Raw genomic sequence first — 26,115 nt, 5'->3', positions numbered from 1 at the left:
AAATCCCTTTGCCCCGAGGGAATTTTTTCTGAGCTCTATAAACGCGCGTTCACAATTGAAAGGAGACTTTCCTCTTATGAAATTCGGAACTTTTGACGACACTCGTAAAGAGTACGTAATCAACACCCCTAAAACACCTTATCCATGGATCAACTACCTCGGTAACGAGCAATTTTTCGGCCTTATCTCCAATACTGCCGGTGGTTACACCTTCTATCGCGATGCCCGGATGAGAAGATTGACCCGCTACCGGTATAACAATATTCCGCTGGATACAGGCGGACGTTACTACTATCTGTATGACGACGGCGATTTCTGGACCCCGGGCTGGATGCCGGTCAAACGCGACCTCGATTTCTACGAGTGCCGCCACGGTCTTGGCTATACTTCCATCACCGGCGAACGCAACGGTATTTCTGTGAACCAGCTCGCTTTTGTACCGATGGGCCACAATGCCGAAGTACACCGCCTTGTTGTGAAGAATACCGGATCAGCTAAGAAATCGGTGAAGCTGTTCTCTTTTGCCGAGTTCTGTCTGTGGAATGCCCAGGATGATATGACCAATTTCCAGCGTAATCTGAGCACTGGCGAGGTTGAAGTTAAGGATTCCGTAATCTATCACAAAACAGAATACCGTGAGCGCAGAAACCACTATGCTTTCTATTCTGTAAATAAAGAAATCGCCGGCTTTGATACCGACCGCGAGTCCTTCGTGGGTATGTATAATGGCCTGGATGCTCCACAAGCAGTAGCTGCCGGGGAAGCAACCAACTCCGTAGCCAGCGGCTGGTCGCCAATCGGCTCTCATGCACTTGAAATCACGCTGGAACCAGGCGAAGAGCAAAGCTTCATCTTCGTACTCGGCTATATCGAGAACCCGGAAGATGAGAAATGGGCATCCCTGAATGTCATTAATAAAAAACCGGCGCAGGCTGTCATCGAGCAATTCGCTACAGACGCTCAAGTGGATGCTGCTCTGGCTGTTCTGGCTGCACACTGGGATAACCTGCTGTCCAAATATCAGATCACAAGCGGCGACGACAAGCTGAACCGTATGGTCAACATCTGGAACCCATATCAATGTATGGTTACCTTCAACATGTCCCGCTCCGCTTCCTACTTCGAATCCGGGATTGGCCGCGGTATGGGCTTCCGCGATTCCAACCAGGACTTGCTCGGATTTGTACACCAAATTCCTGAGCGCGCCAAAGAACGTATTCTGGACATCGCCGCTACCCAGTTCGAAGACGGCAGCGCGTATCACCAATACCAGCCGCTGACCAAAAAAGGCAACAACGAAGTCGGCACCGGCTTTAACGATGATCCGCTTTGGCTGATCCTGGGAACGGCTGCCTACATTAAGGAAACCGGCGACACTTCCATTCTGGATGAGCAGGTTCCTTTCGACAGCAACCCGGACAACACTGCTACCCTGTTCGAGCACTTGAAACGCTCCTTCGAGCATGTCACGAATAACCTCGGACCTCACGGCCTGCCGCTGATCGGCCGCGCGGACTGGAATGACTGCCTGAACCTCAACTGCTTCTCTACCGAGCCAGGCGAATCGTTCCAGACGACTGCCAACATCGAAGGCCGCGTAGCGGAATCCGTCTTCATCGCCGGTCTGTTCGTCTTTGTTGGACCGGACTATGCGGAAATTTGCCGCATGCGCGGACTTAACGATGTTGCTGCGGATGCCGTAGCCAAGATCGACAACATGCGTGAAATCACGCTGACCCATGGCTTCGACGGTGACTGGTTCCTGCGCGCTTACGACCACTACGGCGACAAGATCGGCAGCAAAGAAAACGAAGAAGGCCAAATCTTCATCGAGCCGCAAGGGATTTGCGTAATGGCCGGTATCGGCGTGGAAGACGGTCAAGCAGCCAAAGCTTTGACTTCCGTTGAGGAACGTCTGGACACAGATTATGGTATCGTGCTGCAGCAGCCGCCATACTCCAAGTACTACCTGAACCTGGGTGAAATTTCTACGTATCCGCCGGGCTATAAAGAAAACGCCGGTATTTTCTGCCACAACAACCCATGGATCATGATTGCTGAAACGGTACTGGGACACGGCGACAGAGCATTCGATATCTATAAGAAAATTGCTCCGGCTTATCTGGAAGACATCAGCGAAGTTCACCGGATGGAACCTTATGTGTACTCGCAAATGATCGCTGGTAAAGATGCCGTACGCCACGGGGAAGCGAAAAACTCCTGGCTGACGGGTACCGCTGCCTGGAACTATGTAGCCATTACCCAATCCATTCTCGGCATCCAGGCTGATTTCGCAGGTCTGAAAGTAGATCCTTGTATCCCTGCTGAGTGGGACGGATTCGAAATCACCCGCGTCTTCCGTGGAGATACTTATGTAATCACTATTAAGAACCCTAACCATGTCTCTAAAGGTGTTGCCAGCCTCACTCTCGACGGGGCCGTTGTAGAAGGGAACATCATCGCTCCTGTTGGCGACGGTGCAGTGCACCAAGTGGTAGTTGAGCTGGGCTAAATATCTGCCGTGACAACATGTTAACCGCTTGTTTATTAAACGGGTCTCGTCTTTGCAAAAAGACGGGGCCTGTTTTTTTGTGGGAGGCTCACTTTCTGGTAATCCAAGGACAATATTCTAAAAAAAGCAACCCAATGCATCCGGCATACTTGCGGGATGCATTGGGGTTGCTTTCCTTTTTGATAACGTGCTGCCGCTCAAGCCCTGCCCTCTGGTATCCACACCTTCATCTCTCCGCTGCCGCGGTTACCCCACAGATAATAAGGGACAGCTGTAACCTTAACGGATTCCAGCGGTGCTTTCTCCCTGCTGTACAGACCTCCGCTCCAGCCGGACGGATTGACACGGAAGCCGGTCCCTTCAACGACTACGGCTCCGCCAGGCAGCGAGTCTGTAAAGACCTCTGTGAACTCCCCTGTCTCGTTCAGAGTGATAGAGCTCAGCGGCTCACTGTTATCGTTTGCCTCGAGGCAATAGACGAGCGGTCCCCGTTGAATAGCAGTTTTCTGCGCATCAGCGCGCAGCTCGGGATGGGCATAGACACGGTGCGCTTCCATCGGAATGCTTACCTCTATGGAATCCCCGGCAGACCACACTCTGCGGATCACCCGGTAACCCAGTTCCCGGTCTGCGGTAGGATCCAGTACTTCGCCATTGACGCTGATCTCCATGCTGCTGCACCAGGAAGGGACGCGCAAGGCAATGCCGAATTCCGCAGCTTCTGCCGGATTGATCTTCAGCGAGACCTTTCCTTCCCATGGGTAGTTACTCTCCTGGGTTACATTAACCTCCGTTCCCCCAAGCGTGCCCTTCCATTCACTGCCAATATACAGATTAGTGTGCAGGGTATCCCCGTGAACCGTGTAAATATATTGGTTCAGCGAAGTCAGCAGCCGGGCCACATTGGGCGGACAACAGGCACAGCCGAACCAGCCCTGCCGCTCCGCCTTCACATGATGTTTACCCGGATTGCAGCTGCAGGCCTGCGGCCATACCTCCAGCGGATTGACATAGAAATAATGCTTGCCGTCCTGCGCCATGGACCCCAGCACATTATTGTAGAGCGCCCGCTCCATCACGTCCGCATACCGGGCTTCAGGGGTTAACTCCAGCATCCGCCGGGCAAAAAAGATCAGGCCGATGGAAGCGCAGGTTTCCGCATACACCGTATCGTTGGGCAGATCATAATCGAAGGTGAACGCCTCCCCGAGATGGGTGGAACCGATTCCCCCTGTAATATACATCTGCTTATCCGTCATGTTGTTCCACAGCCTTACACAAGCATCGCGCAAAGCGTCATCATCGTTAAGCATCGCAAGGTCAGCCATTGCTGAATACATATAGACTGCACGTACGGAATGCCCTACCGCTTCGCTCTGCTCACGGACCGGAATATGCGCCTGATTGTAGGCTGGATCGAGATGGTCAGTTTGCCCGCTCCAGTGCGTGATCCGCCCCCGGTTCTCCCACTCCTGCCGCAGGAAATTCGGTTCCTGGCCGCGCTCGTCGATAAAAAAGCTGCTGAGCTTCAGATATTTCTCTTCACCGGAAAGACGGAACAGCTTGACCAGTGCCAGTTCAATCTCCTGATGCCCGTCATAGCCTTTTAGCTTGCCTTCCTCCGGTCCAAAGACCGAATCGATATGATCGACCATCCTGCGCATAATATTTAGCAGCTTGTCTTTGCCTGTAGCCTCATAATACGCAACCGCAGCCTCGATAAAATGTCCGGCGCAGTACAGCTCATGGCAATCCTGAAGATTGGTCCAGCGTTTGCCCGGCTCCTTGATTGTGAAATAGGTATTGAGATATCCATCCGGCTGCTGCGCTTCGCCGATCAGGTCGATAACTTCATCTGCCTGCCGCTCCAGTATGGGATCACGCTTAAGGCTCAGGGAGTAACCTACTGCCTCCAGCCACTTCGCAACATCGCTATCCTGAAACACCCAGCCGTGAAACTCTCCTTTCTTTCTCCCTGCGGCAATCTCGAAATTGGCAATCGCATGACTGGGCTCTGCGTCCGGTACCCGGTCATGCAGCGCCTCGTATTGGTATGGAATGACTACATCCTGCGCCAGCCTGATGTAACGTCCCCAGAATTCATCCTGAATCTTTACCGATTGCTGCTTGTCTGTCTGCTGCGTTTTAATAGTTCTGCTCATTTGCCTCGTCCCCTCCGCTATATTTCATTCTCGCTATTAGCAATTATAGAGGGTAGAATAAATAAAAAATACAATCATAAACAACTCTGTTTTTGTACTATTTCACACTCAAGATTGCGAATAAAACCAGAACTCCAGGCTTCCGACAATTCGCTTTGAAAGGAGTAATCATGACTTTCAGTCCTTCTTATATCCATCTGGCTGCTCCGCCGTTCCCCTACTTTCTGGAATGCGACCGCACCGTATATCAGCCGGGGGATCAGCACCCGAACCGCAACCGTATGGGGAAATTCGATCTGATTATTGTAGAACAGGGCACGCTGTTTATTGGCGAAGATGAGAAAGAATGGGAGGTTGCGGCCGGGCACACTTTGCTGCTGCTGCCAGACCGTTATCACTACGCTGTCAAACCTTGCGAGGAGATCACCACGTTTGTATGGATCCATTTTCACACGGTGGGGGAATGGATTGAAGCCGGGGGCGATCCGGTGTATGCCGGCCGGGAAGCACATTTCCAGCAGTTTCTTACACATCCGTACACGATCCGTGTACCGCAATTTGGTCCGCTCCCGGACCCCTTTGAGCGGAGCGGGCAGGCGGAGCTGCTCCTGCAGCTGAGCCGGGACAGACGGTCAAGCGCGGTATGGCAGCAACAGCGGATCTTTGAGGAGATGCTGCGGATGATGGATCTTGCGCAGCAGGACGCTGCAGGCAGCCATGCTGCCGAGATTGCGGAGCAGACGGAATCCTACATCCGCAACCATTACGCAGAGGCGCTCACCAATGGCTCACTCGCGGATGTCCTCCATTTTCACTATAATTATCTCGCCCGCTGCATGAAGCGAGTCTATGGGCTGACGCCGATGGAATATTTGACGGATTACCGCCTGGAGCAGGCCAAGCTGCTGCTGCTCAAGACAGAGATCCCCATTTCCGGGATTGCGGAGCGCACAGGCTTCGAGAGCGCTGCCTACTTCTCACGGCGTTTTGCCCGCAAAGTCGGCATCTCACCGCTGCGCTTCCGCAAGCGTTATTCACGGTAAGCCGAATCCCTCACTAGCGAGAGCACGAAATTCATACAACTCCCGGCTGTAGGACAGTTCCCCGATACGGACACAATTAGGGGTATATTCTCTAATCTGCCCGCCAAACTCCAGAATATCATCTTTTATTTCTTTCACGGCGACCGCGACTTTGACTTCGGACAGCGCGGCCGCCAGCAAATCAATATCACTCTCCAGCAATTTATATGTATAATCCATCCAACCTTCACCCGCCTTGCTGCCTTTATGTATTTAATCGTAATATTTACTATTAATATACATTGTTTTGCTATCCTGTACAAGTCTAATTGCTTAACCCAACCCTTCCTTCGAATAAAACAGAGGTTGCCGGACAACCTAACTTCACGTATTACCACCTTATCAGTGAAGGAGTTTTGTAATGATGGGAGTTCTAAACGGCAATCCCAAAGATGAACCGCTGCACTATGGCGAAATATTTAATCTATGGCAATTTTCCGCTACCGCCAAAATGTCATTATCCACCTTACAGGCATTTCATTATCACGCTGGCGATCAGGATCTAAAAAAAATAATTGATGATCTTATGGACCAGTCGCAGCAGGAAATAAAAGATTGCGACAAGCTGCTGAAGACCCATGGCTTCACACCGCCCCCTGCACTGCCCGACCGCCCCTCCGTTAAGCTCGGGGATATTCCTGCCGGAGCCCGTTTCTCCGATCCGGAAATCGCCGCTTCCCTTGCTGGGGCTGTTTCCCTGAGCCTAGTCGTATGCAGCCAGATTATGGGGACTTCCATCCGTGAGGATATCGGGGCCATGTTCATGAAAAATCATGCTCAAATGGCCGCTTTAGGAATGGCTGTGCTGAAATTGAATAAAAAGAAGGGCTGGCTGGTACCTCCGCCGCTGCAGCTCAAAAAGCAGGAGCCTGCTTTGGTCTAGTAATATCCCCGTCCCGCCTAATCCTGCGCAAGCAGGATTTTTTGCTGTATAGCTATTTTTTCCCATACCCAAGCATATTCATTAAGACAGGCCTAAATATGGAGATGTTGAATATGCGCTCAAGTGCAAGGTACGCTATTATTTTGCTGGGAAGTTTGCTGATTGCTGCAGGAACTAATTTTTTTCTGGTCCCCTACAAAATTCTCGATGGGGGAGTCATCGGCATCGCCCTCATTATCAACTATATGTCCGGCGCAAAAATTGGACTGGCCATTGTCCTGTGCAGCCTGCCGATTTTCTTGCTTGCCTGGCTTAAAGAAAGGGACATCTTCTATAACAGCGTGCTGGGTTTGCTTACCTCCTCGTTTTTCATTGAAGTCCTCGGACCGCTCCAGTATCATTTCCTGTACTATATTGAGCTTGGCTCCATCTCCAGCGCCATTCTCGGCGGCTTTCTGATGGGGAGCGGTTTCGGAATTATGCTGCGGTTCAAGGCCAGCACAGGCGGAACGGATCTGCTCGCAAAGTTTATGAAACGCTATATTCCGCTCAATGTCGGCGTTATTATTTTTCTGACGGATTTCCTGATTATCGGCGCGGGTGGCCTGCTGATCTCCAAGGAAACCTTCTTTCATTCGATTCTGACGATCTTTTCCGGCGGAGTGGCCACGGGGTTATGTACGCTCGAAAAGTAAGCCTCTTGACTAGATGGAAATAACTATGCACATTCACGATCGTACGTTCGTATTATAATCAGATTATACTTTCATGAATGTTTTTCAAGCTTATAGGTTAAATTATCTTTCGTGACTTAATCCGAAAGATGGTGAATTCCCATTAATATTCCGTTCTCGCCTAGACTTTATCATTGGTTTGTCCGTCCGAAATGGTTTACTAAAAAATATATTCACAATCATGTACAATCCCATTTTACATTTGATGGCCATACTGTACTAGATTTTGGCTCCGGTACTGGGGCTAATTGTTCTATGTTTCATCCTTTATATTATGTTGGGATTGACCCTGATGCCAAACGAATTGATTATGCAAAGCGATTATATACCCACCATATATTTCAGGTTTTAGAAAGTAAGAGATTCCCATTTGATAATGATTCGTTCGATTACATACTTATTATCGCTGTGTTGCATCATGTTTCTTCGGACGAAATATCAAGTTACATGAAGGAATTTCAAAGAATTCTAAAACCTAACGGAACCATTATCGTTATGGAACCATGTTTATGCAAGAAAAACCCGTTATGTAATAGATTTATGAAATGGTACGACAACGGGGAGTATATTCGTAATGAAGAAGAATATATTCGATTGTTTAGAGATCATAATTATGATTGTAAGGTCTTAAAACGGTTCCGAAAATGTTTTTTATATCATGAGTTATTTTTCTTAGTAAAACCAAAATCACTGTAAAGAGAGGTGGAGTGTGACGATAATACTGTAAACGGATACTCAATGCATGCAGCCGGAACGATCGCGTTTTCCAATGCCTGGGCGCAAACTAAAGATCTATCTTTGTTTCGGGAATTATTCAACGATGCGAACAAAGGGAATGCCAAAATGTTGCATCAACGACTGCCGAAAAGTGAACTGGTTTACATTAAAAAAGTCGATCACCGAATTCCGACGAAAGCCTCCGAACCACTAAACGCACTGATCAAATGAAGCTTAAGCAGGAATGGACTAATCATTATCCCCCACCAATGCCACCAAGCTGGTCTATGCAGCAGCCGTAGAGCTATTCCGGCGGCACTGGGACAACCAGCCCGTGCGCAGGATTAACCTCAGTCTTTCCACACTCTCCGACGAAAGTGAGTACCCGCTGACACTCTTCGAATCAGCCCCCGCTACCGCAAGCTTGAACGGGCTACGACAATCTCAAGAACAAGTATGGAGATACAATTATCGGCCGGGCTGCGTCTTTCAACGATCCAGGACAAATTAAGGATCGGGCCGGTAAAATTGGAAGACACAACAAATAAAATGAATAAGGGTTGATATTTTCAGGTATTGCGGCGACAATCGAATATATAACATTCCCGGGGAGGATCGAAAGAAGTTGGATAGCACAAGCAATAACAGCAATACTTCCACGCATGAAATTATCGATCTCTGCCTGCTGGCCGGTAAAATCATGCTGCAGAGCGGTGCGGAAACTTACCGTGTGGAGGATACCATGACGCGTATGGCTGGGGCTCTCGGTTTTCCCGGGGCGCACAGCTACGTGACGCCAACGGTTATCATGTTCACAACCAGCAGAACCGAACCGGTGAAGCTCTTCCGGATTGCCGAGCGGACGACCGATTTGCAGAAGGTGTCGGAGGTCAACGACATCTCGCGCCGGCTGAGCGAACGCCAGCTCAGCGCGGCAGAAGCCCGCGAGCGCCTCGGCGTCGTGGATGATGCCGCACATGCCTATCCGGCATGGCTGCAGATCGCCGCAGCCGCCCTCACCGGAGCCTGCTTCACAGTAATGTTCAAGGGGAGTCTGTGGGACGCCCTTCCGGCATTGCTGGTGTCGGGGCTTGGCTTCGCCGCTGCTACCTATCTGCACCGGCTCGTACAGATCCGATTCTTTGCAGAATTTACCGCCTCATTCCTGATCGGGCTGTTCGCGTTCTTCTCCGTCAAATTTGGCATTGGCCGGGAAATGGACAAGATTATCATCGGCTCCGTCATGCCGCTGGTCCCGGGCCTGCTCATTACCAATGCGGTGCGTGACCTGATGGCTGGGCATCTGGTTTCCGGCCTCTCCAAAGGTGCCGATGCGTTCCTGACCGCATTTGCGATCGGGACAGGCATCGGACTTGTGCTGTCGCTTTTTTAACCCATGTGAAAGAGGTAGCAATTCATGATTTTGCAACTGATAACCAGCTTTATCGCCGCTGCATCCTTCTGCATTCTGTTCAATGCCCCGCGGCGCGCGCTGCTGCAATGCGGCTTGGCCGGAATGGTAGGCTGGATCCTGTATTTGGAGCTTGATGAAAGATGGGATACGGTAATCGCCACCTTTGCGGCAACCGTAGTCGTCGGCGTCATCAGCCAATTCTTTGCCCGTTCCTTCAAGATGCCGGTCATTATCTTCAGCGTCGGAGGGATTATTCCACTTGTCCCGGGGGGACTTGCGTATGATGCTATGCGCAAATTCGTGGAGAATGACAATAACCAGGCGATTCAGATCGCCGTACAGGCGTTGCTGCTCTCTGGAGCGATCGCCACGGGACTTGTGCTCAGCGAAGTGCTTGGACAAATGTTCCGCCGGAAGAACAAGTAGACACGCGCAGGAAAGCGTCTCCCCTTACCGATCACCTATAGCTATGGCTACAGGCGCGTTTCGGCTAGAGCTGCTTGGTCTATAGCGCATAAAAAGTCCGCCTGCGTCAAGGAATTCATCCTTGCCGCAGGCGGACTTTTGGGTATAGGGGATATTTACTGCAGCTGGCCAATGATCTTCTGGTAGCTGACAATATCCAGCCATCTGCCGAACTTGCTGCCGATCTCTTTGAACAGGGCACTCTGCTCGTATCCATGCTTCACGAACAACCGGCGGCTCGGCTCGTTATCAGCACACACCGTAGCCACCAGTACATGAAACCGGAGCTCCGCGGCCCGCTCTTCAATAAAGCGCAGCGCATGGCCGCCCAATCCCCGGCCGCCGCAGCCCGGCTTCAGGTAGATGCTGATTTCGCCGGAGGTATCATAGGCCTGCTTATTTTTATGTCTGGCAATCAGCACATAACCCAACATTTCGCCGTCCTGCATAATGACATAGGATTTGAACCGCGGATCGCCGCTCAGCACCGACTGGCGCATTTCCGGCAAACTCTGCGGATCGGTGTGAAAAGTAACTGTAGTGTTCAACACGTAATAATTATATATATCCAGCACTTCAGCCAAATGCGCTTCCCCGATTTCTTCAAATAACAGCCCGCTCGCAGTGATTTCGCCCATTGTTAATCCTCCCAGATTGATGTTTCTAATTGATCCACGAACCGGCGCAGCTTGCCGGCGACCTTGAGATTAATCGCTCCGTTCTGGTACATTTGCTGCACCGTGTCGCGCTGCTCCTGAATTGCCTTCAGCTTCAGCTCCAGCTTCTCATCGTCGATTACGCCATCCTTGCTCCAGCCTTCCCCCTGCTCCAGCCGTGACTCCAGCCGCTCATATTTGTCAATAACCCGCTGCGAAGCCTGGCGGTTTTCTTCGCTCATCTCGGCGCTGACCGCTGAGACGGCGGCCTGGCACATCGCGATCTTCGCTTTCCGGGCACTCTCGGCATTCTGAACCGCCCGCCGTCCTTCCTCACCGTTAAAACGGCCGGTGAACAATCCCGAGAATAAGCGTTGAATCTCAGTCAGGGAGAATTTGACCTGTGTATCGAACCGCCGGCACAGAACAGCCTCCGTATGATCCAGCAGTTCTTCCATCTTCACTGCAACCGGAGATTCAATCTGACCTTGCTCCAGCATGCTCCGCAATGCTGCCCGTTCCGCATCGAGGCCGTTCAGCCTCGCTTCAATGCCAAGCCGGCGGAAGCGTTCCGTGGCCACATCATTTTCCGGTTGGGGAGCGCACAGTCTGTCTATCTTATCGGTAAACTCTAGCAATGCGGGCTGCGTTGGGGAACCGGGATTCTCCGTCGCCAAGCTCCGCAGCATGGTCATTCCTGCATCAATCACTACCGATCTGGCTGCAAGCTCCGTGTTCTGCGGCTGGGCGGTTTCGTCAACCGCCTCTTCTTTTCCTGCAAGGATAGGCAGAAAGATACTGGCAATCACCAGCGACATGAGAATAACACCTGCCGCGAGCGCAATGATTAAATCCCGTTCCGGAAACAGGGAACCATCTCCAACAACCAGTGGAATGGAGAAGGCCCCGGCCAAGGTTACAGCTCCGCGGACACCTGAGATCGAGATAATCAGCTGTGTTTTGAGCGGTGACTTCTCTGTCTTCAGCCTGCGGCTCTCTACTAGCGAATAGACATACACCCAGAGGAAGCGGAGTACAATGAGCAGAGCCGTAATTGCCAGCACATAGCCGGCCACCATAAAGTTATTCAGCGTTTCATCCCGGTAGATGACTTCAACAACATCGGGAACGGAGATGCCGAGGATGAGGAAGACCATCCCGTTCAGGATAAACAGCAGCACCGACCAGGTACTCGCTGACACAAGCTGCAGCTTGTATTGCGGAGATACAGCCCGGTCTTTCTCAATGGCATATACGATACCGCCGGCAACAACGGCTAAAATGCCGGATACGCCGACTTCTTCACTAATCAGATAAATAATGAACGGAGTCAGAATCTGCAGCAGTACATGGACGGTAACATCCTCCATGCCTAATCTGCGGATGAGCACGCTGAGCCGGATAAGCAAAAATGACAGCAGCGCCCCCAGCAGCAGCCCTCCCGCCGCGATGAGGATAAAGCTGAACGTTGCTTTGGGCAGTGAGAACACCCCGGTAACCGCAGCAGCAATGGCAAACTTGAAGGCCACCAGACCGGAGGCGTCATTCATCAATGACTCGCCCTCCAGAATCCGGTGAATGCCCTTCGGCAAATGAACCCTTCCGGCCAAGGCGCCTACCGCCACCGCATCAGTCGGCGAGAGAATGGCCGCCAGTGCAAACGACGCCGCCAGTGGAATCGAGGGTATCATCCAATGGATCGCATATCCCGCTACAAAGACGGTGACAAAGACAAGGCCCAGCGCCAGCAGCAGAATGGGTGCTCTAAGGTTCCAAAGTTCATCGCGGGGTGTCCGCTTGCCGTCATTGAACAGAAGTGGAGCAATAAATAATACAAAAAACAGCTCAGGCTCAAAGGTCATATGTATTCCCGTAGGCATCAGTGCAGCAATAACACCAAGTCCAATCTGAATCAGCGGAATTGGCACAAACGGGATAAACCGGTTCACGATGTTGGAGGCCGCGATCAGCCCCAGAATTAACAGTACGGCAAGAAAGGTCTCCAATCTGCATCAACTCCAAAAATGATTTTCCCATTATTATATCCTAAACGTTTATATAGGGGCATGCAATTCTCAACTTTATGTTTAGTCGAAAAGTTCACCGCCTACAGTGCCGTAGGAATGCCTTTCTCTCCGCGTTGTCACAGGGGGAAGCGTAACTGGATGCAGAACAAGCAGGAGGCAAGGCCGGTAGATCCGGCCTTGCCTCCTGCTGAAATTCCGCCGCTCCCGGTAATCGAATCAGGATTGAAAGGCTTTTGACCCGGTGGTCCTAAGGTTCACCCCTTTTGCAGGAGGTTCTCGACAATACTGCGGTCTACATCCAAGTCAAACTTGCGGCCCCAGAAGCATCCCTGTCCTTGTGTGCGGATTCGTTCGTAATCCACCGCCCTGAGCGTTCTTGGAAACTCCGGCCCCGTCTCCCAGTCTGTATAACGTTTGATTTCATTCACTACATTATCCTTAAACGGACTATTCAAAATAATTGAATGAAAGAATATCTCATCACCGCAGAATGAGTTCTTGAATAAACGGATGTAACCTGGTGAAGTACGGGTGAATTCCAGAATATACTCCATGCACTCACCGGTAATCGACATCCAGTTTGAGCCTTTATACAGTTTATCCGGGAGATGCTTCAGACTCCGCTTAAGCCAAGGCACCGACATCACCAGATTAATGTACCGGTTACGCACCTCGGAGACTGCTTTTACCCGCGATACAAGAAATTTTGGATAATAGACAGAAACCCGATAGTAGCAGCCCCACATCTCCGCTTCATTAGGCAGTTGCAAATACTTCACAAATTCCTTCCCCTCGTTCTTCTGGAAGAACTCCACAATCGTTCCATTGGAGACAAGGGGCAAATCCTGCCCGCTTATAATATGAATATAATTATAGTAACCCTGCTGCTTAATCAGCTCAAAACCTTTAAGAATACATTCAATCTGGCTGTAATGTCCCCACTGCACTTCAACAGGATCTTTTACAAAATGAATATGTTCACGGTGAACAATTTGCTCTTCTATGCCGCTCTTCTTGTCTACATGCAGGAAAAAATCCACATGTTCATCACTTAAACGATCAATCAGCAAATTGATCTGCTCAGGATTTTTATGACAAAGGATTACGTATGCCATCTTGAATTTTTGCAAAATTTACACCCTTTCACTCATTCATTTCCAATTATTATAGGGGAATGAGTGAAGATGGACAAGCAAATTATTCCGATTGCGAGTTCACCATCAGCTTCAAACCGATGTTCCATGGATCTTTGAGCGATACAATGCCATCTGCCTCAGTTACTGTATAACCAGCCTTCCGCATACGCTCAGATACTTCCGCCAGCTCCTGTCTGCTTGACAGCAGCAGTGTAAAATAATCAATGCCGGGTGCATCAGACGGAGCCGCCGGAGCACCCTGCCCCGCCCAGATATTGAGGCCCATATGGTGATGATAACCTCCCGCCGAGATAAACAGCGCCGAGTCTCCATAATGGGTTGTTGGTTCAAAACCCAATGCATCCACATAAAATTTCTTCGCTTGGTTAAGATCACCTACATGAAAATGCACATGTCCGATCACGGTGCCGGCAGGAAGGCCGTTCCAGGTTAAGCCTTCCGCAGCGGCCAGCAGACCGTCGACATCTACCGGGTCCGTAGTCATAATATAATCCCCTTCTGCATCGCGTTTCCATGTATCACGCGGCCGGTCCCGGTACAGCTCAATCCCGTTATTGTCCGGATCCTGAATGTACAGCGCTTCACTTACCAGATGATCCCCCTGGCCGATATGAATCCCAGAGTCAATCAGATTGCGCAGCGTGAGACCAAGGCTGGGGCGGTCAGGCACCAGAATGGCGAAGTGGTATAAACCCGCTGCCGAATTCCGGCGCAGGATTTGCGCGCCTTCAATCTCCCGCAAGACGAGCAGTACATGCTGCCCGTCTGCTGTCATCTCCACCTGGCGCCCGGCCTGGCGCAAGATCTTCAATCCCACAACATTCTGGTAAAAAGCGAGCGAACGCTCCAAATTACTTACTCTTATCTGCACTAAACCAATTTGCACACCCTCATGCAATGTCGCTGTTGCCGTCATAATATCTCCTCCTGAATAAATGCTGATGTCCGTGTCTAGCCGCTTATTGCAGCTTAGTCTTTACACCTTCCATTTTTGCAATTCACACTTGTAACTGTTTCCGTTACATATTAACTAACTTTAGTATAGTTGCACTCCATAAGTTTGTCAATTACTTTTCTAAAAAAGAAAAGCCAGACCCGTCAGGTCTGGCTTAGCATTAGTGATCGACGCCCTTGCCTCTATACTCAGCAGTTCTAAGCTCCTTAATATAGGGTTCCAAGTCAGGCATATGCGATTCCTGTGCCTGCTGCACAGCGAGTTCGATATCGTAGGGAACTCTGACGAATTGCAGATTTAACTGTGTCATTGCACGATCTTGATACCTTCCCTCCATAATTAAATACGAGGCCTGGGTAAGATCGAGCGGATTCCCTACACTGCCTACGTTCAGTAACGTCCTTCCGTCCAGATGCTGAAGGTACGCATTATGAACATCCCCATATCCGGCTATATCCGCCATGACTGGTTCCTTGCACAATCCGGAGGGCAGGAACAGGGATAAACGCTGTTCGTAATCATCCCAGGGCTGGACCCGCTCATTTAAGCTCCGCGGTGAGGCATGGAATAAACGGATGAACTTTCCGCTCATCCAGAATTCAATCGAGAACGGCAGAGAGTTCAGATAATTCAGGCGGTCCTGGCCGAGCAGCTCCCGATGCCATTGTACAACGGCGATTTCGCTGGGCCGGCCGATGAATTCATCCCAGTTGCCCATCACAACTTCTTCGCAGTGCTTCTTCACCAGATCAACTGCCAGGTCTGAGCTAGGTCCTTTGCCGACAATGTCTCCGAGACAAAAAATCCGGGTGATGTTACGCCCGTGTATATCCGCGAGTACCGCTTCAAGAGCCGGCACATTGCCATGAATATCAGAAATAATTGCAATTTTCTCCACTGAAGTTCCTCCGTTTGGGTCCATTCTTATCTTGCTTAATCATTTTAGTAATTTGTTGCCGCTGTATATTCTTTTCTCTGCGGTGGCTGTCCGAATCCAGTTCAATAAGTCCTCCCTATTGAACAAGAACTCGTCATCAATTTTAATATAAGGAAGCTTTGCTTTTGTAAAAGGTCCATTATTGCTCAGAATTGCATTTTCTGCTTTCATAATATTGAGCACCTGCTCTTCTTCCAGCCCCAGAAAATATGCAGCCTCCTGAAGCGTCATTAATGCCTTGTCCTGTTGCTGCAGCTGAGTGTTCTGGGCTTGCAAAGCATTTCCGCTGCTACCCGCCTTTTCATAGCTGATGACCAGGCAGCCGACAATAAAACAAACACCAAGAATAAGGCTGGCCCCCAGTATAGATAAATGGTTATTCTTCATAAAGTATCCCCTAATTTCGTACTGCCCGCATATTCAATCAGCCAGCAGTCCCTGAATTCTCCCTCATGCCATTCATGCTCTACAAGCAGCTTCCTCCGCACAAAACCAAGTTTCTCATACACTCTCAGTGCCCGGTGGTTCCAGCATTGCGGGTCCATCACAATTTTGTCCGCCTGCTTCGACTCGGTAAGATATTTAACCGTCTCCCCCACAAGCTGCGAGCCAATTCCTTGATTCCAAAATGCAGTTTCGCCGATAAACTGGTCCATGCCGTAAATTCTGCCTTCAAAATCCGTATACCCGTACTCCGCTTTCTCTTCAGCCTCAATAGGATAGAACTGTATGTATCCAACATCCTGCGATTTATAGCAGACAATCCCGCGTGTGATTTCCCCGGCATCCTCTTCATAAAAGTGCTCCAGCACCATCTCCATTGTATGCGGACGGTCACGGCCTTCATAATACTCTAACAGAAGCGGATCGGAAAGCCATTTCGTAAGCAGCTCCGCATCGGGAGGCACCAGTCTTCTAACGCTTAGTTCCTGATTGTGATATAAAATCAATGCAAAACTCCCCCTTTTACAGGCGTTTATCAATAATATGCTTATTCTCCTTAATTTCTTTGCGCAGCAGCCTGATCTCCTGAATCAAAATATCCAGTTTGTGCGAAGTTTTCGAATCATCTATCGCTTTTCTAATAATCAGCATAAATACCAAGAGGCTTAACAAGCCAAGAATCACAGCCAGAAAGGTCATCATTCAAATCCCATCCTCTTTCACAAAATCATTTCAATTCGCATGTCTTGTGTCAGTCTAATTCATTTGGAATATTGTGTAAAGCTCCCTCTACGTTATCTCGCTCTCCATTTCCTTATACAGGAACAAAAAAGTGACCCTGCCAGCTTCCGGCAGGGTCAAGGTCTATTATAAGGGGGTCATGTGACTACTATAACCGGCAAAGCTTAAATCCGGATGAAAATTTAATAAAGGTTTGCTGAATTTTGTAGAATCATCGGATTGCAGCAAACCAAAAAAATTGGAGCCTGCCGAGGCACGGCAGGCTCCTAGCAAAATGCATCCACTGGGGGGTGGAGATCTTAAATATACTCCTGAAACCTTAAAGAAACATAAGTTTTTGCTAAAAGTTTACTTAAATTACTCAAAATCCCCTCCCTGCTCAGTAAACAGGGATCTGATTTATAATCTGGTCCAAGGTAACCTCCTGCAGCACATTCTCCATCGCTTTCTGGGCGAGGGAGAATACAGGCACGATGGCACCGGCGATGTTCTTGCCAACCGGACAATCGGGATTCGGGTGCTCATGCACGGAGAATAAGGAATCTTCCTCTACCGCATTAACCGCCCGATAAATCTCCAGCAGCGTAATCTCAGCTGCAGTGCGGTTCAGCTTGGCTCCGGCCACACCGGGACGGACATCAACCAGTCCCGCTTTGTTCAGCATGCCTGTAATTCTGCGTATGACCACCGGGTTGGTATTGACACTGCCAGCGATCCACTCGGAGGTGCTTTTGCCTTCCTTGTTGCTGTCGATTAACGTAAGAATATGAATAGCCACCGCAAACCGGGTGCTGATGTTCATGGAAATCTCTCCTTTATTGCCCTAAACAAAAGAATGCTTTGGATGCAACAATAATAGTTACATTTTAGCACATTGTCAATGCTGTGAGGAGGTCCGCAACCTGGTCCGGATATTTTTTACTCAGCCGGGCTTTGCCCAGATTGCTCTTCACAATCTTCAGCATCCGGGGATCGCCGCTCTGTGCAAATCTGCGGAGCATAGCAAAACCTGCTTCCGGCTCGCTGGCCGCAAACAGACTGAGACTATATTCTAAACCCTTGGACAACACGCGATAATGCTCCCGGTCACCTTGTCCCGGCTCAGAGGAGAGGATGCCTTCCATAATGCCGCCGGCCAGATCCAGGCTATACCGTACGTTGGTCTGCTCCTTGAGCAGCGGCGGATGGGCTAAAGCGGCAACAAAGGCACGCTGTTCCAGCAGTGTAGCCTCCGCTTTCCATGAATCCAGCAGTCTCTGCAGAAGCGAAAAATCATATTCTCCAATAGTCTGCAGACCGATCGCCGCGGCCTCGCGCAGCCGCCATCTGGAATCATTCATGGCAGTCTTCAGCAGACCTTCTGTAAGGGTGCGCCGTACTGCATCAGCATACCCGTAATGCGCGCAGCTGGCCTGTACAGCACAAAAAGGCAGAAACTCGCGGGGATCATTAGCAGCAGTCTCGTGGTCCGAAATAAGCGCCCATGACGAAAGCAGTGCCCATGAGGTCTCCGTTACAGAAGGCCGGGCAAAAGACATCGCGAAGCTCTCTGCCAGCTCCAGATTGGCCCGTGGTCCGGGCAGGCCGCTCCCGTCCAGCATATAACCGGCAAGCAGGGTCCACTGCTCCTCCGTCTCCATCCATTCCCGAATCGGCACTGGCACCGTCTTAGTTACAGTCATCCTAATTCCCCCGTTTTCCTGCACAGCTTATTGCCGCTGTACAATACCCTGCATCTCATAAGGATAATCAATTTGCTTCTTCACGGAGAGCATCGCCTCTTCACCGGCAAGCAGTGACATGACATGCAGCCCCAAATCAATGGAGGCAGACACCCCTCCACCGGTAATTATACTGCCGTCCTGTACAATCCGCGTCTTCACCACACTGCCGCAATAGGGCGCCAGCAGATCGTACGCAGCGGGATGTGTCGTTGCACTGCGTCCCTCCAGAAATCCGGCGGCTCCCAGCAGGAGTGAGCCTGTGCATACAGAAACCTTATAAGGCACATTGGCGGCTCCCCGCAGCCAAGAGATAAAGGACTCATCGGTCCGGAGCCTTCTCGTCCCCATCCCGCCGGGTACGAAGACTAAGTCATATTGCGACAGATCCGGCAATACTGTGCCGATCTTGACCGTAAGCCCCAGCTCATCGGTCACTTCTTCCGCAACACCGCAAATATCCCATTCCAGCCCTTCACCTGGGGCAAATTGTCCCAGCCGGTAGATAACATCATAGAATCCGGCAAAATCGAGAAAAGTAATTCCATCAAAAAGAATAAAGGCCATCTTCAACTTCGCTCGCTCCTCTTACCCTCGGCAGGGTTCTATGCGCTTGTCAGAATGATCGGTTTGCCCTTTGTAATAATAATGGTGTGCTCATACTGTGCTACCCGGCTATTGTCCTTCACACTCAGTGTCCACCCGTCTGACTGCTGTTCTACAAAGTCAGCCCCGGTAGACAGGAACGGCTCAACCGTAATGACCTGATTTTCTTTTAGCACCGTAGTAACCCGCGGATTATAAAACGGGAGAATTTCGAAAGGCTTCTCATGCAGTGATTTGCCGATGCCGTGGCTGCATAAATTGCGTACGATTTTGTAGCCGCGTTTGCGGGCTTCACTCTCCATCACTCTGCCAATCTCATTCACCTTCATGCCCGCCCGAAGATGATTGATTACGCTCATCATGGTTTCCTCCGTGCTGCGGCACAGATGTACTATCTTCTCGTTATAGGGCGGCAATTGAAAAGAAACGCCGGAGTCACTGTAATAACCGTTAAGCTCGGCAGATACGTCAATATTAATCAGATCACCGGGGTTAATAACGCGTGAGCCGGGAATGCCGTGAGCCACCTCTTCATTAATACTGATGCAGGTGCTGCCCGGAAAATTATAGGTAACCTTCGGAGCCGATTTTGCACCAAATTGCTCCAGGATCTTCGCCCCCACCGCATCAAGCTCGGCAGTCGTGATACCTGGTTTTACATGTTTTTTCATTTCGGCGATAGTGTAACCTACCACCTTGCCGGCTGCCTTCAGACCTTGCAAATCCTCTGCTGTATCGCTCGTCATTCTTTTAACATTCCTCTCGCTCTATAAGATGTACTCGATATTTATTATTTCGGTTTAGATTGTTAACTTCTTCATTAATAATGTATTCCTGATACGTTTCTCCGAACACTAGCTTCATCTTGAGGTTTGTGCTGACGCCCGGTGGCTCTGAGAATTCCTTCCGTTTATTCAGGCATAGCCATGAGCTTGTCAGATGAAGTATCGGTAATATGTATCCTACAATTATAACAGTCTTCAGGTGCAGAGTGAAATGTCCGTGCATTGGTCTGCCTCATCCAATTTTCAGCTCTGCGCATCAAAAAAAGACCGGTCCGCTATAAAATAACGGACCGGTCTCTAAAACACACTCAGAAGGGATAGCTTTACAAAATAATTTGAAGCTCTAGTTAATTGCTCCTACCGCTTTCAGCCAGGCTTCGGCAATGAGGGCATGTCCGGCCGAAGAAGGATGCACGCCATCCCCTGCCCAGAACGCTGGCTCCGCTTTAACGGAAGCCGCAGCGAACAGGCCGTCGAGCGGAACCAGCGGGGCCCCGTACTCACGTGCCAATTCACGTACAACATGGATTTTGGGATCCAAATCCTGACGCCAATTCTTGCGGTCTTCCGGCACTGGCAGTACGAACGGCTCAATCAGCACCAGCTTGGCATCCAGCGCACTCATTGTACGCTCGATCAAATCACGGTAAGCGGCTTCAAACTCGGCAGCAGTAGTTTCCTGGCCGGAGTCAAAGCGGCGCCAGGTATCATTAATCCCGATATAAATGGATACCCATGTCGGCTTCAAGTCCAGACAATCCTTATCCCAGCGCTGCTGCAAATCTGTAATGCGGTTACCGCTGACTCCCCGGTTAATGAACGTCAGATTCTTCTCCGGATAATGCAGCCCAAGACGTGCGGCAGCCATCATTGCATAACCTACGCCCAATGAGGAAGCGTCTTCATAATTGCGCCCGCAATCAGTGATACTGTCACCCTGGAACAAAATGATATCGTTTTCTTTAAATCCCATGTTTAAATCCTCCTATAAAACCACTGAATGGTATAAACATATTCCATTATATCAAATAGAATTTCTCCGGGCACCCTCAATTATGGCAGGATTTCAAAGCGCACTTCGCATCGTGAACTAATTCAGCACAGAAAAAAACCCTTCCAGCACCCGCACCTCAAAAAAAACCAGGTGTTTTCGGGTAACTAAAAGGGGATCCTATAAGCAGAAAAGCCGGCTAATGAATATTAATACGCCAGACTGAACAACCCTTTGATATGTGTCAGATAACGGATGTTGCTTGCTTCTTTCATCATCGTTGCAGGCAAGCCTTTCAATGGCGTTGAGTTGCCGCCGATAATAGCAACCCCGTCTTTACGGCCCAGGCTGGCCAGTGTGCCCGAATTGACCGGACTGAAGGTATCCAGCGATTTATTGTTAAGGTAAGCATACAGATTATAGCCGATCAGCTCACCCATCTGCCAGGCGATTTGTGCAGTCGGCGGATAAGGACGGCCGTCCGGAGCAAATACAACGGCACTGTCACCGGCAACAAATACATCGGCATGCGATGTGGATTGCAGGAATTCATTTACCGTTGCACGTCCACGGTTAACTTCAAGACCGGATTCACCGATCAGCGGATTTCCTTGTACACCGCCGGTCCATACGAACGTGTTGGCCACAATTTTTTGGCCATCCTTCAGATCAATGGTGTTGCCCTCCACATTGGTAACGGCTAGACCGGTCAGGAATTGTACGCCGCGTGCAGCAAGACTTGATGTAGCGCGTTCGATCAGGTGATCGGGCAGTACCGGGAGAATCTTCGGACCTGCTTCCACGAGCAGCAGCTTGATCTCTTTTTGATCCACCCCATAACGTTTGGTGAGCTTGGGCAGCACGTCCGCAATTTCACCTACAAGCTCAACACCCGTCAATCCGCCACCGCCGATTAGAATCGTCGCGTCAGCTTCATTGCCGGTTTTTGCGTACTCACGGATCCGGTCTTCGATATGACCGTGAATTTTATTGGCGTCAGCAGCCGATTTCAATACCATGCTGTATTGTTCAAGTCCCGGAATTCCAAAATAAGCCGTCGTGCTGCCAAGGCCCGCAACAAGGGCGTCGTAAGTTAGATTCGTGCCATCCGAGAGCGCAATTTGTTTGCTTTCAACGGAGAAGGATTTTACTTTGGCAATTTTAAGATCAATGTCTTTACCGGCAAAAAGCTTCGCCAGCGGCATAGCAACAGCTTTCTCTTCCGCGCTGCCTGCGGCAAGACGATGCAATTCGGTAATAATCTGGTGGGTTGGATACTGGTTGACAACTGTGATCTTTGCCTCAGCCTTGCTCATATATTTGCGCACTGTCAAGGCACTCAGCAATCCGCCGTAACCTGCTCCTAGAATAACAATATGTTTTGACATATGATGTTTCCTCCGTCCTTACGTATGAGATTAGAATTAATTATTTCTGCTGGCTGCGTTCGCCGCTGACTTGCAGGTAAGCATTCAAAAAACGGAGAAGCTTCTGAACCTGCGGATCCTTAATCATCTTCATCATTCCGAACACGCTGATCGTCTCGCTGCTTTCATTTGCCCGGTCTTTCGCCTCGATCACAGTAGCCGCCATATTCTTGACGGAACCTACTACCGGCTCGGCAATTTCTTTAATAGCGCCCACCGTATCATTCTTGAGTACTTCATCGGATGCAACCGACTGTACAAAGTCCATAGACTTCGTTAATACACCTACAAGCTGTGTAAGCTGCGGCAGCTGTTCTATCAAGGTTGTTAATGATTCCTGAACTTCCGGCTTCAAAAGCTGATCCAGAACATCCTCTTTGGTTAAAGAGGTTTGCGGTGCTTCCTGTTCAGGAGTGGTTTGCGTAATTGTTTCTGACATTGTTGGACTCTCCTCTGCATTAGCTTGTAACGCTTGATAATAGTCAATTCAATAACCCATGCGTCTATTATAACACCCATTATGTAATAAACGTCACAATCTTTTTGCCTCTATAACCTTATTTTGTGATTAAAATCACTTCTTTTCTGTCGTTTTTATTAATTTTCTTCTATTCGAACTTAATTTCACGATTTAGTGTAATTCATCATTGACGATTCCCAATTGCCGTGCTATCTTAAGTAAGTAACCATTTGTAAGTAAGTTTATTTACATAAGTTATTGATATTTATTAACTATCAATTTATAACCATTTGGAGGTATTTATCATGAGTACTTTTACAGATTTGGTGCAATCCCGCAGATCAGCTATGAATTTCGTGGAAGGGATCAAGATCCCGCAAAACGAGCTGGAGGACATGTTCTCTCTCACCCGGCTCGCCCCTTCAAGCTCCAATTTGCAGCATACACATTATAAGGTGATCAGCGATCCGGCACTGAAGGAGGAAATCCGCAGAGGTGCTTATGACCAATATAAAATCCACACAGCTTCCGCCGTTATTATTGTGCTCGGAGATAAGCATGCCTATCAGCAGGCACCGGAAATTTACAGCGGACTGAAATTGCTTGGCGCTATGAGCCAGGAGGAATATGACAACACCATCCAATCCATCAACGATGCCTATGAAGGAAATGATGCTTTCCAGCGTGATGAAGCCATTCGCAACGCCTCCCTGTCCGCCATGCAGTTCATGCTGATTGCCAAGGATAAAGGCTGGGATACCTGCCCGATGATCGGCTTTGATCCCGAAGCCATCAAGGCCACCCTCAATATCCCGGACCATCTTGTGCCGGCTCTGATGATTACCATCGGCAAGGACTACAAACGCAAGATCAGACCGCGCGGCTACCGCAAGCCGGTAAATGAGTTTGTTGAATTCTTCTGAGATGGACCCGTCTGGCATGCAAAAAGGCCTTGCCGCAGTATCGCGGCAAGGCCTTTTGTGAAAATATAAACGGCTAAATCCTAGACTCTGCGGAAACGCCAGAGCACGCTCTGGAAATCACCGTGCAGATTCGGCAATGGCAGCCCCGCATACATAAGATGATCTCCTCCGTACACGCCTCCGCCTTCCAGCCACTCATAATCCGCTTCAGGATCCAGTCCATTCAGGCGCAGATAATACAGTGAATCATTGGGCTCGGCCAGTGTCCGGGCATACACGACAACAGCCTCAGATTTATCTTCAGCCACAATCAGCCATGCGGTCTCGTTGCCTTCAAACGGGCTGAGCAGTCTGTACTGCTCCCCGAACTGCACCAGCGGCCGCAGCTCCTTGTAGAGCGCTACCTGTGCTTTTACTGTTTCGTTCTCTTCTACTGTAAACTTTGTCAGATCCAGCTCATAGCCGAAATTGCCTGACATTGCGACATGTCCGCGCAGTTCAAGAGAAGTATTACGGTGTACCTGATGGTTCGGCACGGCCGAGACATGGCTGCCCATGGAGCTGAGCGGATAGACGATGCTGGTTCCGTACTGGATTTTGAGCCTGCTGATCGCATCAGTATTATCGCTTGTCCAGGTCTGCGGCATATAATAGAGCATTCCCGGATCGAAGCGCCCTCCCCCGCCGGAGCAGCTCTCAAACAGGACATCCGGAAACTCCGAGGTAATCCGTTCAAGCACTCCATAAAGACCGAGCATATAACGGTGCGCCGTTTCCCGCTGTCTTTCCGGCGGCAGCAGCGCGGAGCCAATTTCGGTCATATTGCGGTTCATATCCCATTTCACATAGGAGATTGGCGCGCTGCTCAGCACATCGGCTATCCTGTCGCCGATCGCCTGGCAGACATCCTCACGGGAGAAATCGAGCACAAGCTGCATCCGTCCTTCTGTTCTGCGGCGGTCCGGCACATGCAGGCACCAATCGGGATGCCGGGTGTACAGTTCGCTGTCCGGAGAAATCATCTCCGGTTCGAACCAGAGGCCAAATTGCAGGCCCAGCCCGTTTACACGCTTGGCCAGATCATCCAATCCCTTGGGCAGCTTATTCGCGTCCACGAACCAGTCCCCCAGTGAGCTGCGGTCATCATTGCGGTGACCGAACCAGCCGTCATCCAGCACAAACAGCTCCAGACCAAGCTCGCTGCCGGCGCGGGCGATGTCTTCAATCTTGTCGGCGGTGAAATTGAAATAAGTCGCTTCCCAGTTATTGACGAGTACTGGCCGTGTACGGTCGCGGTGGGTGCCGCGGCACAGCCGGGTACGGTACAGCTTATGATAGGTCCGTGACATCGAACCGATGCCATCCGCCGAGAAGACCAGTACAGCTTCCGGAGTCTGGAACGCCTGTCCCTGCTCCAGCAGCCAGTTGAAGTCGAAAGGATTAATCCCGATGGATAAACGGGTTGTCTTGTACGGCTCAACCTCAGCCTGTGCGCTAAATCCGCCGCTGTAAACCAGACTGACGCCATATACATCGCCATGGTCCTCATCCGCACCTTTGGACAGCAGGGCGATAAATGGATTCTGCGCATGGCTGCTCGCTCCCCGGCGGCTCTCGATACCCTGCATGCCGGAAGCAAGCGCTCTGCGTTCCACATATCGCTCCCTCGCCCAGGACCCGGACAAATGAAGCATATCGTAATTCGAGTCACGGAAATCCACACTCATGCTGAGTCCACGCAGCAGCCTCAGCGACTGGCTGCCTTCATTGACAAACCGCACAGAACGGGTAATGGCGTTCAATTCATTAAATACGGTATAGCTGAGGATAATCCGCAGTCCGGCCACAGGATCGAGCAACTCGATCTCCAATGTATCGGCTTCCTCTTCATGCTCAGTATATGTAGCTGGCAGCCCCTCAAGAGCAGGCTTTCCCCGGTAAATGCGGTGTTTGCCATACAGCGCCTCGGAAGCCGTAGTTCCGTTCTCAGCCTGGATCTGGTAGGCTGGATGGCGGAAATCACCCACACCATAAACCGGGTACTCCTGTGCTATTGTATCGTAAGAGATAGACATGTCCTCAGGATATGGAGCTGGCGAGAAGGAGCAGCGTTCAGTCCGCTGGAGGATGGAGGACAGACCGGTTGAACGGATTTTCCTTCCCCAATATACATGCGCCGGAACTCCGGTAGGCAGCAACTGAATCACGTAGCTGGTTGCCTTGCTCTGAAGATGAAAGATACGTTCGTCGGATAAATATTGAATGGCCATTGGAACCTCCTGAAAGTTTGTGAGCATCTGCTTCCTTGATTGGATC

26 protein-coding genes are annotated in these 26,115 nt (G+C 50.1%); 8 read left to right on the top strand and 18 right to left on the bottom strand.

The window, feature by feature from the left end; genetic code table 11:
* Positions 1-76 precede the first annotated feature (76 nt).
* Positions 77-2,512 carry a glycosyl transferase gene (locus NST07_RS13400; RefSeq protein ID WP_342481723.1) on the top strand — a complete coding sequence of 812 codons (2,436 nt, stop codon included), beginning with the start codon at positions 77-79 and terminating at the stop codon, positions 2,510-2,512.
* 197 nt (positions 2,513-2,709) lie between these two features.
* Here NST07_RS13400 and NST07_RS13395 read toward each other — a convergent pair whose 3' ends face one another.
* Positions 2,710-4,674 (bottom strand): beta-L-arabinofuranosidase domain-containing protein, encoded by a 1,965-nt coding sequence (locus NST07_RS13395; protein WP_342481722.1) that lies wholly within the window; start codon positions 4,672-4,674, stop codon positions 2,710-2,712.
* Between the two features lie 170 nt (positions 4,675-4,844).
* On the opposite strand from NST07_RS13395, the gene NST07_RS13390 reads away from it, so the two are divergent.
* Entirely contained in the window at positions 4,845-5,717 is an 873-nt protein-coding gene (locus tag NST07_RS13390) for an AraC family transcriptional regulator (protein ID WP_341378297.1), read from the top strand.
* Here NST07_RS13390 and NST07_RS13385 read toward each other — a convergent pair.
* Positions 5,709-5,936: a hypothetical protein gene (locus NST07_RS13385; RefSeq protein WP_341378296.1), complete on the bottom strand. Its 228-nt coding sequence runs from the start codon at positions 5,934-5,936 to the stop codon at positions 5,709-5,711. The genes NST07_RS13390 and NST07_RS13385 overlap by 9 nt on opposite strands.
* Positions 5,937-6,120: 184 nt before the next feature.
* On the opposite strand from NST07_RS13385, the gene NST07_RS13380 reads away from it, so the two are divergent.
* From NST07_RS13380 to NST07_RS13360, 5 genes are all read left to right on the top strand, one after another.
* Positions 6,121-6,639, top strand: a complete 519-nt coding sequence (locus tag NST07_RS13380) for a DUF3231 family protein (RefSeq protein ID WP_341097645.1) — start codon at positions 6,121-6,123, stop codon at positions 6,637-6,639.
* A gap of 113 nt (positions 6,640-6,752) precedes the next feature.
* The gene (locus NST07_RS13375) at positions 6,753-7,334 is read left to right on the top strand and encodes a YitT family protein (protein WP_341097644.1); all 582 of its coding nucleotides are present in this window, start codon (positions 6,753-6,755) and stop codon (positions 7,332-7,334) included.
* Between the two features lie 135 nt (positions 7,335-7,469).
* Entirely contained in the window at positions 7,470-8,069 is a 600-nt protein-coding gene (locus NST07_RS13370; protein WP_341097643.1) for a class I SAM-dependent methyltransferase, read from the top strand.
* Positions 8,070-8,715: 646 nt separating this feature from the next.
* Entirely contained in the window at positions 8,716-9,483 is a 768-nt protein-coding gene (locus tag NST07_RS13365) for a threonine/serine exporter family protein (protein ID WP_341092341.1), read from the top strand.
* A gap of 24 nt (positions 9,484-9,507) precedes the next feature.
* Positions 9,508-9,930, top strand: a complete 423-nt coding sequence (locus NST07_RS13360) for a threonine/serine exporter family protein (RefSeq protein ID WP_339225855.1) — start codon at positions 9,508-9,510, stop codon at positions 9,928-9,930.
* Between the two features lie 155 nt (positions 9,931-10,085).
* Here NST07_RS13360 and NST07_RS13355 read toward each other — a convergent pair whose 3' ends face one another.
* The 15 genes from NST07_RS13355 to NST07_RS13285 form a co-directional block, all read right to left on the bottom strand.
* A complete protein-coding gene (locus NST07_RS13355; protein ID WP_341092338.1) occupies positions 10,086-10,607 on the bottom strand; it encodes an N-acetyltransferase family protein in 522 nt (173 codons plus the stop codon).
* A 2-nt stretch (positions 10,608-10,609) separates the two neighbouring features.
* Positions 10,610-12,631, bottom strand: a complete 2,022-nt coding sequence (locus tag NST07_RS13350) for a Na+/H+ antiporter (protein WP_341092336.1) — start codon at positions 12,629-12,631, stop codon at positions 10,610-10,612.
* A gap of 275 nt (positions 12,632-12,906) precedes the next feature.
* Entirely contained in the window at positions 12,907-13,767 is an 861-nt protein-coding gene (locus tag NST07_RS13345; protein ID WP_341378295.1) for a beta-1,6-N-acetylglucosaminyltransferase, read from the bottom strand.
* 82 nt (positions 13,768-13,849) lie between these two features.
* Complete coding sequence (locus tag NST07_RS13340; RefSeq protein WP_341378294.1) at positions 13,850-14,725, bottom strand: VOC family protein; 876 nt, start codon at positions 14,723-14,725, stop codon at positions 13,850-13,852.
* Between the two features lie 199 nt (positions 14,726-14,924).
* Positions 14,925-15,662: a metallophosphoesterase family protein gene (locus tag NST07_RS13335; RefSeq protein ID WP_341378293.1), complete on the bottom strand. Its 738-nt coding sequence runs from the start codon at positions 15,660-15,662 to the stop codon at positions 14,925-14,927.
* Between the two features lie 39 nt (positions 15,663-15,701).
* Entirely contained in the window at positions 15,702-16,088 is a 387-nt protein-coding gene (locus NST07_RS13330) for a hypothetical protein (RefSeq protein ID WP_341092329.1), read from the bottom strand.
* The gene (locus tag NST07_RS13325; RefSeq protein ID WP_341092327.1) at positions 16,085-16,651 is read right to left on the bottom strand and encodes a GNAT family N-acetyltransferase; all 567 of its coding nucleotides are present in this window, start codon (positions 16,649-16,651) and stop codon (positions 16,085-16,087) included. Before NST07_RS13325 ends, NST07_RS13330 begins: the two co-directional genes overlap by 4 nt.
* 16 nt (positions 16,652-16,667) lie before the next feature.
* Positions 16,668-16,847: a hypothetical protein gene (locus NST07_RS13320; protein WP_038590313.1), complete on the bottom strand. Its 180-nt coding sequence runs from the start codon at positions 16,845-16,847 to the stop codon at positions 16,668-16,670.
* Positions 16,848-17,265: 418 nt separating this feature from the next.
* Positions 17,266-17,688, bottom strand: coding sequence for an Rrf2 family transcriptional regulator (locus NST07_RS13315; RefSeq protein WP_038590310.1), 423 nt, complete (start codon positions 17,686-17,688; stop codon positions 17,266-17,268).
* Between the two features lie 64 nt (positions 17,689-17,752).
* Positions 17,753-18,568, bottom strand: coding sequence for a hypothetical protein (locus NST07_RS13310; protein ID WP_341092325.1), 816 nt, complete (start codon positions 18,566-18,568; stop codon positions 17,753-17,755).
* 27 nt (positions 18,569-18,595) lie between these two features.
* On the bottom strand, positions 18,596-19,180 hold the full coding sequence (locus NST07_RS13305) for a DJ-1/PfpI family protein (RefSeq protein ID WP_341092324.1): 585 nt from the start codon (positions 19,178-19,180) through the stop codon (positions 18,596-18,598).
* Between the two features lie 32 nt (positions 19,181-19,212).
* The gene (gene map, locus NST07_RS13300) at positions 19,213-19,959 is read right to left on the bottom strand and encodes a type I methionyl aminopeptidase (protein WP_341092322.1); all 747 of its coding nucleotides are present in this window, start codon (positions 19,957-19,959) and stop codon (positions 19,213-19,215) included.
* Between the two features lie 382 nt (positions 19,960-20,341).
* Positions 20,342-20,971 (bottom strand): SGNH/GDSL hydrolase family protein, encoded by a 630-nt coding sequence (locus tag NST07_RS13295; RefSeq protein ID WP_341092319.1) that lies wholly within the window; start codon positions 20,969-20,971, stop codon positions 20,342-20,344.
* 227 nt (positions 20,972-21,198) lie between these two features.
* Positions 21,199-22,377, bottom strand: a complete 1,179-nt coding sequence (locus NST07_RS13290; protein ID WP_342481721.1) for an NAD(P)/FAD-dependent oxidoreductase — start codon at positions 22,375-22,377, stop codon at positions 21,199-21,201.
* 40 nt (positions 22,378-22,417) lie between these two features.
* Positions 22,418-22,855, bottom strand: a complete 438-nt coding sequence (locus NST07_RS13285) for a DUF1641 domain-containing protein (protein ID WP_342481720.1) — start codon at positions 22,853-22,855, stop codon at positions 22,418-22,420.
* A gap of 326 nt (positions 22,856-23,181) precedes the next feature.
* Here NST07_RS13285 and NST07_RS13280 point away from each other — a divergent pair, with 326 nt between their 5' ends.
* Positions 23,182-23,799 (top strand): nitroreductase family protein, encoded by a 618-nt coding sequence (locus NST07_RS13280; RefSeq protein WP_341092313.1) that lies wholly within the window; start codon positions 23,182-23,184, stop codon positions 23,797-23,799.
* Positions 23,800-23,879: 80 nt separating this feature from the next.
* Here NST07_RS13280 and NST07_RS13275 read toward each other — a convergent pair whose 3' ends face one another.
* Complete coding sequence (locus NST07_RS13275) at positions 23,880-26,069, bottom strand: alpha-galactosidase (RefSeq protein WP_342481719.1); 2,190 nt, start codon at positions 26,067-26,069, stop codon at positions 23,880-23,882.
* Positions 26,070-26,115: the final 46 nt, after the last annotated feature.

It is taken from the genome of Paenibacillus sp. FSL L8-0340 (genome assembly GCF_038593145.1).
Taxonomy (GTDB): domain Bacteria; phylum Bacillota; class Bacilli; order Paenibacillales; family Paenibacillaceae; genus Paenibacillus_AQ.
The sequence above is the reverse complement of the archived record's forward strand: the minus strand, read 5'-3'. Positions and strand labels throughout refer to the sequence as shown.